Origin of the sequence: Stieleria sp. JC731, assembly GCF_020966635.1 — a bacterium.
GTDB lineage: Bacteria > Planctomycetota > Planctomycetia > Pirellulales > Pirellulaceae > Stieleria.
In genome coordinates this window covers 858,146-871,628 of the sequence record NZ_JAJKFQ010000005.1, presented here as the reverse complement: position 1 = coordinate 871,628, position 13,483 = coordinate 858,146, and the positions used below count along the sequence as shown (strand labels likewise).

Here is a 13,483-nt window from a genome sequence, read left to right as displayed (position 1 = left end):
GATAATCACGCACCAACGATTAGATGAACCAAGCAAATTCTCGGACAAACTACTGTCAGCCGAATCATTCCAATTTGTTGGCTCAACATGACCCACAGCGCGACTATCACCCGCGACCGGTGTCACATTTCGGGCCACTGCGTGCGATAGACGAAAGACTTGGACACAACCAAATCATTGGCCCCAAGGAAACTTCGCTGCTATTGATGTTGCTCCGCTGGATAGCGGACATCGCTGGCATTGATGGATCACTAGTCGGGTCACGTATCATATCGCAATTTCAAAACCGGAACAGAAATCGCGATCAAAACTGAAGCGATCCTTCCCGACTAAGCCTCGAATGCTTCGTCATCGAGATCGTCGGGTTCTTCATCGTACGCATCGTCGATGTCAACTTCGGCACGCCGTAGAAGAGATTCTGGCGGCTCAGAACCATCATCGGGAACCCAGCGAATCGTTTCTCGCGGCGGATCAGACAAACTGTCGTCGCATTCTAGCGCGATCCAAGAAATGTCACCGGGACCATCGGCCGTGTCGCCGTCTTCAAATTCCTCGGTACTGTTCATCAGATACAGCGACGCGTTGCGCAAGAAACGCTCGACATCCTCCGGATCATACTTGTCGGTATCGTAGACCGCTTCCATATCCGGCAAATCGAGCTGCCCCATACCGACCGTATCCATCAGGACCCAAGATTCCTCAGTTCGAAACAGACGAACATTGGACCACATGTCCAATGGAGGTAGGTCGTAGTTCCAGGCAAAGTTCAGTCCCTGCCGCAAACCGCTTTGGTCTCGCAGCACTTCGCCACCGGGATTGAAGTAGCAGATCGCTTCGGGCAGTTCCAGCAGTTCAGACACGGCTCGCATCAAGAACTTCAGTTCGGCCATCGCATCATAGTCGTCTGGAATCAAGACAACGTCATCTTCGGAATCGTCGTCTTCCTGGTCTTCTGACTCTGACCCCAACACATAGCTGATCAACAGTCGGACATGACAGGTATGTTCCGCGACCGCTTTTTCGCCTTCCTCCCAAGTCCACGATTGTTCGGCAGCGCGTTCCAAGCAACCGGGAAATGCGAGCGGTCCGAATTGCCCAAGTGACCATGCGACGAAAACATCGGGCGTCGACTCCGGATCGCCCATATCGTCGGGCCATTTTTCGGTCGAAGGAGTCACCAGAAGATGGCCACCGACTTCCGGACGAAACTCCATCACCAAAGTCTCTGGCGACGCGTTGTCGACCACGGATTCTTGGACACCGACCAAATCGAATGACGATAGCGATTCCTGCAGTTTTTCCAGAGAGACCGGCTGCCTCAACAGCACGCACATTCCCTGGGTGAATAAACCTTTCGCCATCGTCGTTGCCGACCCGTCCTCATTACGGAAGAAATCCGGCGCGGCGTTCTACCGCGCGTCAAACCGCTGTTGTAACGCATCAAGCACTCATCGACGAGGCCTGATGACACTGCGGAGCGGCTGAAACGAAGCGTTCGAGGCCTGCGCAAACGCTAAACGAGATGCCACCGCCCACCCCAGGCTGCCGCGATTGCAGAAAGCACAAGAACGCAACTCTGTTCAAATAGTTGCGTTCTTTTCCCGTGCGGCAAGCCGAGCACCGAAAATTTGCCGCCGCTTGACCTTGGCTACATGCCAAGATCGCCAAACAGTGGGGTGCTTAGATAACGTTCGCCGAGGCTGCACATCACGGTAACGATTCGCTTGCCTTTCATTTCAGGACGTGCGGCAACCTGTGCGGCAGCCCACATGTTGGCACCACTGCTAATACCAGCGACGATCCCTTCTTCTTTGGCTAGGCGTCGGCCCCATGCGAAGGCGTCCTCGTCATCAACTTGGACCACATCGTCGATTAGGCTCGTATCCAAGTTCTTGGGGATAAAGCCCGCGCCGATACCCTGGATTCGGTGTTTCCCTGGTGCACCACCACTGATCACGGGTGAATGAACCGGTTCGACAGCGAACGCCTTGAAATCGGGATTCTTGGACTTCAAATAGCGAGCAACACCGGAAATCGTTCCACCGGTTCCGACACCTGCAACAATGGCATCGATCTGTTGGCCGCTGTCTTCCCAGATTTCCGGACCGGTAGTTGCTTCGTGAATTGCCGGGTTGGCCGGGTTTTCGAATTGCTGTGGCATGAAAGCGTTCTCGTTTTCATCTACCAATTCCGCGGCCTTGTTGATGGCGCCTTTCATACCTTCGCCGGCTGGGGTCAGCACTAGGTTTGCACCCATCGCTCGCAGCAACGCACGCCGTTCAACCGACATGGACTCCGGCATGGTCAACGTCAGCTTGTAGCCCTTCGCCGCACAAACAAATGCCAATGCGATCCCGGTGTTTCCACTGGTAGGCTCGATGATATGAGTTCCGGCATTAATCGTGCCGTCTTTCTCACCTGCCTCGATCATCGCAACGCCGATCCGATCCTTGACGCTGTTGAGCGGCTGAAAGAATTCACACTTTGCGAAGACCGTCGCTCCGCCTTCGGGAACCAGCCGATTGATCTGAATCATCGGTGTGTCGCCAAAGGCCTTCGTTGCATCGGAGTAAAGCTTTCCACGTGGCATTTCATTCCTCCCTGGGGAATCCGGTCGTGTGCGGCGTCATCGGACTCAATCGCAAGTTGTTGTGACTATTATTGCAAAGTCGTCAGACGATGTCGCAAGGCTGTGCTGCTGGCCACCAGACCTTATCAGGTAGGCGGCCGCATGATTCAAAAGTTGCATTACCAAGCCGCCAAACCGCAACCCCGATGATCGCAGTCATCGTTTGACAGCAGGGCGGTTTGCCTTGGCGTTTCGCCAGTCGATCCATCGATCGGCATCAAGCCAAGACAACCATGCAGGAAACCCAGATCCGCAGAAGCGAACCCAAGCAACCGACGCATGGTATGAAAACTATTTAACGACCCAGGTGTCACCGGCTGAAATCAACTTTTGCAAGTCGCCTTCACCGCGGGTTTCTCGGGCCAATTTAACTTGATCATTGATCTGATCGTTATAGGTCGCGACGCCTTCGACGTCACGCAGAACACCGATCGGTTCCGGCATCGTGGGATACCGCATCCGCGCCAACATCATTTGGATTGACGGATTGGGGTCCTTCTCGTCGTGGATCAACAAGTCATCGTCTGGAACTTCGCTACGCTCGACGATTTGCAAGTGGTTGCCCATCAAGCGAATGCCCTTCTCGTTGTCTTTACCAAACACGAGTGGCTTGCCGTGTTCAAGCTCCACAACGTTATCGGCACGCTGCTTCTTTTCCTGTGCATAGGCCATCGCACCGTCGTTGAACACGTTGCAGTTTTGGTAAACCTCAACCAAGGATGTGCCTTTGTGTTCGGCCGCTCGCTTGAGCACCATTCCCAAATGCTTAACGTGAGCATCCAAGGAACGGGCCACAAAGGTTGCCTCGGCAGCCAACGCGACAGACAGAGGACTCAACGGGTGATCGATCGACCCCATCGGAGTACTCTTGGTCACCTGACCTTCATTAGTCGTCGGGCTGTACTGACCTTTGGTCAATCCATAAATCCGGTTGTTGAACAGGACGATGTTCAAGTCGACGTTTCGACGCAACACGTGAATGAAGTGGTTTCCGCCGATCGACAGCGCATCACCGTCGCCGGTGATGACCCAGACCATCAGGTCCGGACGCGTGGCTTTCAGGCCGGTTGCGAATGTTGGGGCCCGACCGTGGATGCTGTGCATACCGTACGTGTTCATGTAGTACGGAAACCGGCTGCTACAACCGATGCCGCTGATGAAGACGGTTTTCTCACGAGGCACACCCAACTCGGGCAAGACCTTTTTCATTTGCGCCAAAATGGAATAGTCACCACAACCAGGACACCATCGGACGTCTTGATCGGATGCAAAATCGGCGGCTTTTAGAACGGGAAGTGCCATAGCAATGACAGGCTTATCTTGAAAGGCTTGGTTGATTTGAAATGACGCCGCGATGTTTCAGCGGCGAAGATTGATTTGCCTGAGGCGACTACGCTGGCACCGCCGATGGCAGGTGGCTTTCGATCGCTTCGATCAGTTCACTGACGGAAAATGGCTTCCCTTGAACTTTGTTGAAACCGATACAGTCGACCAGGAATTCGCTTCGGAGCAGCATGCGAAGTTGCCCCATGTTCAGTTCAGGCACCAGGACTTTGTCGAATGATTTCAACAAGTCACCGATGTTACGTGGCAGCGGATTGAGGTATCGGATATGTGCATGACTGACGCGGTGTCCGGCCTCTTGGCATCGGCGAACGGCAGTCAAGCAAGCACCGTACGTACCGCCCCAGGAAACCACCAATAGGTCGCCGCTGGTTTCGCCGACGACGTCCTGTTCAGGAATGCGTTCGGCGATTTTCGCTACTTTGTTGGCACGGGTTTGAACCATGAACTGGTGGTTGGCTGGGTCATAACTGACGTTGCCGGTTTCATGCTGTTTTTCCAAGCCGCCGACGCGGTGCATCAGTCCTTCGGTCCCCGGGATTGCCCAAGGACGCGAAAGATTTTCATCACGTAGGTAAGGCAAAAATGGCTCGTCGGAATCGGCACCTTCAGGGTGCGATACAACGATTTCGGGAAGCTCCGCCATTTCAGGCAGTTTCCATGGCTCGCTACCGTTGGCGATGTAACCGTCCGACAACAGCATCACCGGAACCATGCATTCAACCGCGATTCGCCATGCCTCGATCGCCATATCGAAACAGTCAGCCGGGGATCGCGGCGCGATGATCGGAAGTGGCGACTCGCCATTGCGTCCGAACATCGATTGCAACAGGTCGCTCTGTTCTGTCTTCGTTGGCAAGCCTGTGCTAGGGCCGCCGCGTTGGACGTTGACGACGACCATCGGCAGTTCCAACATCATGCCCAAACCCATCGCTTCGGCTTTCAACGCGATGCCGGGACCGCTACTTGCGGTAACCGCCATCGTACCGCCGAACGCAGCTCCGATCGTTGCGCAAACCGCAGCGATTTCGTCTTCCGCTTGGAAGGTACGCACGCCAAAGTTCTTGTGCTTGGTCAGCTCGTGCAAAATATCGCTAGCCGGCGTGATCGGATACGTTCCGTAGAACAGTTCCTTGTTGCTCAGCTTGCTTGCCGCGACCAATCCGAGCGCCAAAGCTTGGTTGCCCATGATGTTGCGGTACGTTCCGGGTTCCAGCTCCGCCGCTTCGACTTGGTAGCTTTCGCCGAACGCTTCGGTCGTTTCTCCGTACGCCCAACCGGCACGAAGAGCCGCCTCGTTTGCCGACGCGACTTCGGGCTTTTTGCCGAATTTGGCTTCGATAAATCGCAAAGTCGGATCGAGCGAACGGCCGAACAGCCAGTACACCAATCCCATTGCGAAAAAGTTCTTACAACGGTCGGCAACTTTGGGACTTAAACCGTGTTCGGAAACCGCCTTCCGAGTCAACTCGGTCATGTTCACGCGGAACAGGCGATAACTATCGTTGATGACGGTCGCTTCCAAGGGATTGGCATCAACCTTGGCCAACTTGAAATCTTTGTCGGTGAATCCGTCGTCGTTGGCAATTAGGATGCCGCCTTTGCGAAGGTCACCAATATTGGTCACCAGCGCCGCAGGATTCATCACCACCAACGCATCCAGGGTATCGCCGGGAGTAAAGATCTCTTCCTTTGCGAACTGGACCTGAAAACCGCTGACACCAGCGCGAGTCCCACGGGGGGCTCGAATTTCGGCGGGAAAGTCGGGGAACGTCGCAACGTCGTTTCCGGCCAATGCACTGGTGTTGGTAAGTTGTGTCCCCAACAATTGCATACCGTCACCCGAATCACCGGCCAATCGCACGGTGATTCCAGTGACCGATTTGACGTCTTTAGTAGTCATTAACGAATCAAAGCTCGAATTCTGTCGATCGGCTTCTGGCTCGACCGGGGTGGTTTCTGTATTGCGTGCCAGCGGGGAATTGGCTGCCACTGCCGCTCGGATAGGAATCCGGACGGACTGTAAGGGTTGTATCGAGTATTCCAAATCGGAAACTTTTCCGAATTCTATAAATCGGCCGCCAAAACGTAATGACCGCGCGTGGCGATTCAGGCATTTTGGGCAAGAAACGCGACAATCTGCCCGATTTCGACATGCAAATCGGGTCACCCCATGCACGCACCCGGGCCCCCGCCCCCCGGACTGCGACGTCTTGCTAGCAGGCTACGGGGTTGGCAAGCCGCAGACCTAGCAGGCTTTAAGTCACTCGCTTTTGCCTTTCAGCTGAGCCTTGGCATGCTCCATCGCCCCCAGCAGCTTTTTCGTTGCGTTGACCGAAAAATGGTAGCGATGGGTTTCTTCGCCGACCTTGTTCTCCAGTACCACTGATCGCTTGGCGTCTTTCACATCGGCCAACAAAATCCACTTTGCATCCTTGATGCCGGTCACCAACGGTTGAGGTTCAACCTTGTCCGTCGCTTTTGCCGCGATTGCAGATTTGAATGCCTTCGATAGCGATTCGTACTGCTTTCGATTGACCATCAACATGCCTCCGCCGACCGGCTTCGTCTCACCGATCTCAATCGGGACCATCAGCGAAATCTGCACGGAAGGGTCCATGCCTTCATAGTTCGCCGCGTTGACGTACGTGTATCCGGTCCGCCCCGAAGGCTGGTGAACGAAGGGCGACGGGTCACCAATCCAGCTGCGATTCCCGATGACAACTGACTGAATGCTCGGATCGAAGGTGTCATCGTCGGCATGCCATGGATCAGCTTGCAAATTGCCCAAGCAGCAAAGCGCCAAGGCACAGCCCCAAAGCAATCGACGCAATTCAAATCGATAAATCATCACAGTGCATTTCCTTATCTCGAATGAAATCAGTCATCTCTGACGCCAAACTTAAAGTCGCTGATACCTAAATCCAATGGGGATAACCGACGAAAGCAAACGCCGCAGATGTTTAACGCAACGGTTCCGAGAACCAAAGAGCCTTAGTGAATCAATCTCTGCAGCTCTTAAACCACCTCCAAAACCAGAGTGCGATCCAGAACCTACAAATGCCCAATCGTCAACCGAGCAGGCATGACCTTTTCCCCCCTAGGGAACTCCCACCAGCACTTCAAGCATTTCAGTCGCCCATCCGTGCTAGCGTTGCAAACAGAGGGAATTAATCGGCAGACCAATAAGCCAACCCTTCACTTAGTAGTCACCGGACTGCTTCCGGATCACCGGTCAAACCAGCGAACAAGCTTGCCGAACCGATCGCTTCCATTCACTCGCACTCTCACGAGCCATTTTCCAAGTCGCAATGCCGGGGAACCATGCTCGATCGCTTCATTCGTTTAGTTGCTTTGCCAGGGCTGCTGCTGTCATACATCGTCGGCGTGGTGAAGCTGACAGACTATGCGAGCCGACCGGCCACAACGACGTACGAAATCAGTCGTGAAGCAATCAATGAAGTTGTCGCCCGCCATTGCAGCCCAGGGAACCGCAAGTGCATCTTGTTTTTCTACCAACCGGGCTGTCCGTGTACAGTTGCCGCAGCTCGCAATCTCCAACGCATCAGCCCATTACTCGACCCACATCCGGACATACTCGCCTTCGCTTACCAACCAGACAACGCCCCATCGAACTGGTTGAAGAAACGTTCGACCGAAACGCTTAATCGAATCACAAGCACCAAAGTGATCATTGACACCAATGGCAAGATTGCCGGAAGCCTGGGGGTGAAAACATCGGGGCACTGTATCGTCTATTCAAAAGCGCGGGGCGTGATCTTTAGCGGAGGCTTGACTCCACTTCGAGGCCACGAAGGTACGGGACCTTCATTGACCCAATTCACACACTGCATCAACGACCAAGACGAACCTTTCACTGAATGGCCCGTGTTTGGATGCTCGATCGCTGACAACGCACAGGCCGATTGATGAATTCCAGATCGACAGAAACCGACCTGTCCAAGACAAGGTACGACAAAGAATGCCGATGGGTCCATCGATTCATGGGACGGCTGATGCTTGGCCAGTGGCTTCTGGGAACCATATTCGCCCTTTTTTGGACTCCTAAAACTTGGATCGGAAGCACCAGCGAAATCCATATCCATGTATGGGCGGCCATCGTTGCCGGCGGAGCGCTGTCAACATTTACGATCCTATGGCTAAAGACCTTTCCAAAATCTGCACACTCGCGTCATGTCGCCGCTATCGCCCAGATGCTTTGGTCTTCGATGCTGATCCACCTTTCCGGTGGTCGTATTGAGACGCACTTCCACATCCTCGCATCGCTGGCAATTTTATCCGCCTACCGTGACTGGAAGGTACTCGTCACCGCGACACTGGCAATCGCCATTGACCATTTCGTTCGCGGTGTGTTCTATCCGCTATCGGTTTTTGGAATCGTCACCGAAAGCCCGGTACGTTGGCTGGAACACGTCGGCTGGGTCGTATTTGAAGTCGCGTTCCTGATCCCCAGCTGCCGCAGACTTCGTAGCGAGTTCAAAGAACTGTGTGATCGACAAACCGAGATCGAAAACGCGAAGCAAAGCGTCGACCAAAAAGTCAGCGAGCGCACCCAGGAATTGGTTCAGACTAACTCGCTGCTACTTAAAAAGACTCGCGAAGCTGAAAAATTGGCGATGGTCGCCAAACACACCGACAATGCCGTCGCGATTACAGACGGCAATGGAAAAATCGAATGGATCAATGAGGGGTTCACTCGCATCTCGGGATACACCCTTGGAGAGATCACCGGAAAACATTTGCTGGAATACCTTTATTGCAGTGACACCAGTCCTCGAATGGCAGCGGTCGTGCGAGACGCTTTTACCAACGGTGAAGGCTGCAACCTGGAACTCCGCAACCGAAGAAAGAACGGTGAACTCTATTGGCTAGCGACTGAGGTTCGCCCCATCAAAAATCGTGGAGGCCAAGTTAATCGCTTCATCGTTATCGATCGAGACATCAGCGAACGCAAGAATGTCGAACTGTCCCTCGCTGAAGCGGAACAACAACTTCGGTCAATCCTCGACAATGTTCCGGGGGCATTCTACCGACGGCACCTGTCGAGCGAAGGCAAAAGCATTTTTATGAGCCGGTGGATCGAAAAGATCACCGGATACCCGGCGGACGAATTCGTCGTCTCTAACCCCAACGCCCCGAGCACCACCAAAAGCAAACGCTCTCACCTGGACCTCATACACCCAGAGGATGAAGAGCGGGTCCGCAAACACGTCAATTCATTGATCACCGAGCGAGGTGAATTCTCGATCGAATATCGAATCGTCGACAAAAACAAAAACATTCGTTGGGTCTGGGAACGCGGAAAATGTGTAGACAACTGCGGCGACAACCCATTGATCGACGGAACGATCTTCGACATCACCGAACGAATACTCGCCGAACAAGAGAATCAAAAACTGCATCAAGACCTACTTGATGTCTCCCGCCAGGCTGGCATGGCAGAGATCGCAACGGGGGTCCTACACAACGTCGGCAACATCTTGAACAGCGTCAATGTGTCGGCCTCCATTCTGCGGAAGCAAATCGAAGAAGGCTCACTGGATAAGCTTGAGCGAATCTCCGGCTTGATCTCTGAATATGAATCCGATTTCTTCCAAAATATCAAGCAGGAACATAGCGGTCGGGTTATCCCCGAATACATCAGACGCGTCACTGATGCGTTTAAACGTGAGCGAGAATTGATGGTCGAAGAGTTTGGAGACCTCGTATCCAACGTCGACCACATCAAAACAATTATCTCCGTCCAACAGTCGATGGCAAAGTGCAGCGGGCTAGTTCAAAAACTTGATGTTCATGATGTATTCCGTGACGCCATCTCCGCAAACAAAGCATCGATTCAGAAAAACCATATCACTATCGAACAGTGTGTCGACGACAACGTCCCGACGTTCATGTCGGACAAGCATCGCATTCTCCAAATCCTGATCAACTTGATCAAAAACGCGATTGACGCACTTGTCGAGTCAGGACACCTGTCGCCCAAAGTCACCGTCGCGGCAAGCTGCACTGGAGAGTGGCTAGCACTTCGCGTCAGTGACAATGGAATTGGGATCCCGCCTGATCGTTTGAACCAAATTTTTCAACATGGCTTCACAACGAAGAAAACAGGTTTTGGTTTTGGATTACACAGCAGTGCAAATTCAGCTAAAGAAATTGGTGGCTTGCTAACCGGTTTCAGCGAAGGTGTCGGCCATGGAGCAACTTTTGAACTTCAGCTTCCACTGAACGAGAAATCAGTCAGAGAATCACTATACCAAGAAGATATTTGCATAATAGGAAATTTCGAAAATGAACATGTCGATTGATAGTGCTTCCAACCGTTTCCTACGGATCCTAGTGATCGATGACAATCAAGCGATTCATGGTGACTTCGACAAGATCCTTCTTCGCAACAATCAAAGCTCCCCGCTCGACGACCTCGATGCTGAACTGTTTGGTCGCAAAGACAAACCGCAGCCTTCAGTCGCATTTGATCTCGCACACGCGACACAAGGCAAAGACGGTCTGGAGATTCTGGAACGGTCGATGCAAGAGGGCAAGCCTTTTGGCGTCGCATTCGTCGATATGCGGATGCCTCCGGGATGGGATGGCGTCGAAACCATTCAGCGACTGTGGGCGGCCGACCCAAATCTACAAGTCGTCATCTGCACCGCCTACTCCGACCATAGCTGGCAACGTATCGTCGAAAAGCTGGGATACAACGATCGACTGCTCGTACTGAAAAAGCCGTTCGACGAAATCGAGGTTGTTCAACTGGCAACTTCATTGTGCGAGAAGCGACGCCTTCTAGAGGTCTCGCGATCCAAAATGAATTCGCTCGAACAAGAAGTTTCATCGCAAGCGATCGAATTGCAAGAAGCCCATGAAAACGCGGAGACACTGATTCAGTCGATCACCTCCGTCCTGATCTGCATCGATGAACATGGCAAGGTGTCTCGCTGGAACCCTATCGCGGAACAACTCTTTTCGATCAACAAAAGCCAAGCGATTGGACACCCCTATATTGACCTTCCGATTGATTGGCACGACAAGCAACTTGCAGCCAACCTAACTAACGAACGCTCCTCAGATGGACCTTGCCGCTCCGAACTTATGTTCACCGACCGTCAAGGCACAACCACAACCCTTGAGGTAAACGTCTTCCCGATCGTTGGTGCACCACAATCTCAGACTCGCCTTATCATCGCCAATGACATCACTCTACAAAAGAAGCTTCAATCACAACTTGAGCAGGCACAAAAACTTGAATCCGTTGGTCAACTGGCCGCCGGGGTGGCACACGAGATCAACACCCCGATGCAGTACATCGGCGACAACATTCGCTATGTCTCCAGGACCATTGATCGATTCGATTCGCTACTGAAATACCTACCAGATCTGCTGGATGAAACAATCAGTGATGAAGAGATTGTTTTGCGCAGAAAAACGCTCTCTTGTGACATCCCAGCTGACAAAATGGGATCCTGGCTTTCACAGCTATCTGAGGCTCTATCGGATTCCATTCAAGGCGTCGACACGGTCGCCAAAATTGTTTCCGCGATGAAAGAACTGTCTCATCCCGGAACTCAGGAAAAATCGAGGATTGACCTGAACCGCATCCTTCATTCCGCGATCACGGTGGCAAAAAGCGAATGGAAGCATATCGCCGATGTTCGAATTGACGCATGCTCCGACATGCCGCCGCTGATGGGTTTCCCTAGCGAACTCAATCAAGCAATCTTAAACATCATTGTCAACGCAGTTCACGCGATCCGGGACCGTATCGCAACGCAGGGAATTGAGCGAGGACAGATCTACATCAAAACCAGTTTCAACGAAGACTTCGCCATCATATCGATCGCTGACAACGGTGGTGGTGTCCCAGTCGAAATTCGAGACAAAGTCTTTGAACCATTCTTCACAACCAAAGAAATCGGTAAAGGCACAGGTCAAGGTTTAGCGATCGCCCATTCGGCGGTGGTTAGCAAACACGGTGGCACACTATCGCTGGAGGTACGCGAAGGTCAGGGATCTAAGTTCACTTTACAAATCCCTTTCGAAAAAGAGAAAGCAACCGAACTCAACACCGCTACCGCGCAAACCGGAATCTACCAATGAGGATCTTACTCGTCGACGATGAGCCCCAAGTGTTGCGAGGCATAACTCGCATGATCCGAGCGGAACAAGACGACTGGGATATCCGGACTGCCACGTCGGGAACCGAAGCACTCGAATTGCTCGACGTGTCTGCGTTTAACGTCATCGTCTCCGACATGAGCATGCCCGTGATGGACGGTGCCGAACTGCTTGACATCGTGGAACGACGCTCCCCGGCAACAATGCGCATCATCCTTTCCGGACAGGCTGACCGGGAATCGATTCTCCGCGCGGTTAAGCCGGTACACCAGTACCTCGCGAAACCTTGCGACCCAAATATATTGATCAGTACCATCCGCGGCATCGAATCCTACCAGTCAGCGATCACCTCCCCAGAAGTTCTTGAGGCTGCAGGAAACTATCACGATTTCTGGACACCACCAAGTATCCGTGAAGCGATCGAAAAAGAGCTAGCCGCCGAACCATCGTCTACCAAATCGCTTGCCAACGCAATTTCTCACGACCCAATCCTTACCGGAAAGGTCCTGCAGTTAGCGAATTCGTCAATCTTCGGTCCCAAGACACCAATCGTCAGCATGGAGCAGAGCCTTTCGCTGATCGGTGTTGATATGTTGCAAACGATGGTGACACCAATTCCCGCACCATCACAGACACCGGCGTTTGACACTGCGGCAACCGCAGAAATCTTTGAACACGGGATCAGCGTCGCCAAGACCGCTCGTCAAATTGCGGAATCGGAATCGGACGATCAGAAATTGATCGACACCGTCTTTTCAGCCGCTCTCCTACAAGACATTGGCAAGATCATTCTTAGCCATTCATTCCCTAAACGCTACCAATCGATACTCGACCAAGCGGCATCCGACGGCACGCCTTCCTGCGAAGCTGAACAACTGGAGTTTGGCGCGTCGCACCCGCAGTTGGGAGCCTATCTGCTTGAGCTCTGGGGGCTTCCTAAGGAGCTGAGCGAAACCGTCGCCAATCATCACGATGCCGAATGCTGCCAAGAAGCCGGCCAAGTCAGCCAGATTGTTTTTGCCGCACGTTTCATCACCGAGCAGAAAACAAACTCGCAAGCGAATCCCGAAACCTCGCAACTGCCAACGAAACTCGACCAGTTGATCGGCCGGTGGAAATCCCGGCCTACAGAAGAAGCGAAGCACGCAGTACATGAGACTCAAAACTCCACTCCGGCTTTCCACGCTTAGGTAAAAGGACCTTTCCGATTCCCCATCTCCTTTGTTGGAAACATTGACAATTCCACGCACCAATTTTGTTGCAAATCATCATCGGACAACAAAGTCACAAACCATTTCAAATCAGCACAGACGCTGGCAACACGACTAAAAGCGAGATCGTTGTGACGAACGAAGTTTGCCCCTCAATCTAAAT

At 52.8% G+C, this 13,483-nt stretch carries 9 protein-coding genes; 4 read left to right on the top strand and 5 right to left on the bottom strand.

The window, feature by feature from the left end; genetic code table 11:
- Positions 1-329: 329 nt before the first annotated feature.
- From LOC67_RS14210 to LOC67_RS14190, 5 genes are all read right to left on the bottom strand, one after another.
- On the bottom strand, positions 330-1,361 hold the full coding sequence (locus LOC67_RS14210) for a DUF4261 domain-containing protein (protein WP_230263269.1): 1,032 nt from the start codon (positions 1,359-1,361) through the stop codon (positions 330-332).
- Positions 1,362-1,648: 287 nt separating this feature from the next.
- Entirely contained in the window at positions 1,649-2,590 is a 942-nt protein-coding gene (gene cysK, locus LOC67_RS14205) for a cysteine synthase A (RefSeq protein WP_230263268.1), read from the bottom strand.
- Between the two features lie 330 nt (positions 2,591-2,920).
- Positions 2,921-3,931, bottom strand: coding sequence for a 2-oxoacid:ferredoxin oxidoreductase subunit beta (locus tag LOC67_RS14200; protein ID WP_230263267.1), 1,011 nt, complete (start codon positions 3,929-3,931; stop codon positions 2,921-2,923).
- An 88-nt stretch (positions 3,932-4,019) separates the two neighbouring features.
- A complete protein-coding gene (locus LOC67_RS14195) occupies positions 4,020-5,876 on the bottom strand; it encodes a 2-oxoacid:acceptor oxidoreductase subunit alpha (RefSeq protein ID WP_261366901.1) in 1,857 nt (618 codons plus the stop codon).
- A 360-nt stretch (positions 5,877-6,236) separates the two neighbouring features.
- Positions 6,237-6,824 (bottom strand): hypothetical protein, encoded by a 588-nt coding sequence (locus LOC67_RS14190; protein WP_230263266.1) that lies wholly within the window; start codon positions 6,822-6,824, stop codon positions 6,237-6,239.
- A 473-nt stretch (positions 6,825-7,297) separates the two neighbouring features.
- On the opposite strand from LOC67_RS14190, the gene LOC67_RS14185 reads away from it, so the two are divergent.
- The 4 genes from LOC67_RS14185 to LOC67_RS14170 are packed head-to-tail and all read left to right on the top strand — an operon-like array spanning position 7,298 to position 13,299.
- Entirely contained in the window at positions 7,298-7,903 is a 606-nt protein-coding gene (locus tag LOC67_RS14185; protein WP_230263265.1) for a hypothetical protein, read from the top strand.
- Positions 7,903-10,299: a PAS domain-containing sensor histidine kinase gene (locus LOC67_RS14180; protein ID WP_230263264.1), complete on the top strand. Its 2,397-nt coding sequence runs from the start codon at positions 7,903-7,905 to the stop codon at positions 10,297-10,299. Before LOC67_RS14185 ends, LOC67_RS14180 begins: the two co-directional genes overlap by 1 nt.
- A complete protein-coding gene (locus tag LOC67_RS14175; RefSeq protein WP_230263263.1) occupies positions 10,289-12,091 on the top strand; it encodes an ATP-binding protein in 1,803 nt (600 codons plus the stop codon). The genes LOC67_RS14180 and LOC67_RS14175 overlap by 11 nt, the downstream gene beginning before the upstream one ends.
- Positions 12,088-13,299, top strand: coding sequence for a response regulator (locus LOC67_RS14170; protein WP_230263262.1), 1,212 nt, complete (start codon positions 12,088-12,090; stop codon positions 13,297-13,299). Before LOC67_RS14175 ends, LOC67_RS14170 begins: the two co-directional genes overlap by 4 nt.
- The last annotated feature ends 184 nt before the right edge of the window (positions 13,300-13,483 follow it).

Coding starts and splice junctions, on each gene's coding strand:
- LOC67_RS14170 (WP_230263262.1), top strand. CDS start 12,088: ATGAGGATCTTACTCGTCGACGATGAGCCCCAAGTGTTGCGAGGCATA.
- LOC67_RS14200 (WP_230263267.1), bottom strand. CDS start 3,931: ATGGCACTTCCCGTTCTAAAAGCCGCCGATTTTGCATCCGATCAAGAC.
- LOC67_RS14195 (WP_261366901.1), bottom strand. CDS start 5,876: ATGACTACTAAAGACGTCAAATCGGTCACTGGAATCACCGTGCGATTG.
- LOC67_RS14190 (WP_230263266.1), bottom strand. CDS start 6,824: ATGATTTATCGATTTGAATTGCGTCGATTGCTTTGGGGCTGTGCCTTG.
- LOC67_RS14180 (WP_230263264.1), top strand. CDS start 7,903: ATGAATTCCAGATCGACAGAAACCGACCTGTCCAAGACAAGGTACGAC.
- LOC67_RS14185 (WP_230263265.1), top strand. CDS start 7,298: ATGCTCGATCGCTTCATTCGTTTAGTTGCTTTGCCAGGGCTGCTGCTG.
- LOC67_RS14210 (WP_230263269.1), bottom strand. CDS start 1,361: ATGGCGAAAGGTTTATTCACCCAGGGAATGTGCGTGCTGTTGAGGCAG.
- cysK (WP_230263268.1), bottom strand. CDS start 2,590: ATGCCACGTGGAAAGCTTTACTCCGATGCAACGAAGGCCTTTGGCGAC.
- LOC67_RS14175 (WP_230263263.1), top strand. CDS start 10,289: ATGTCGATTGATAGTGCTTCCAACCGTTTCCTACGGATCCTAGTGATC.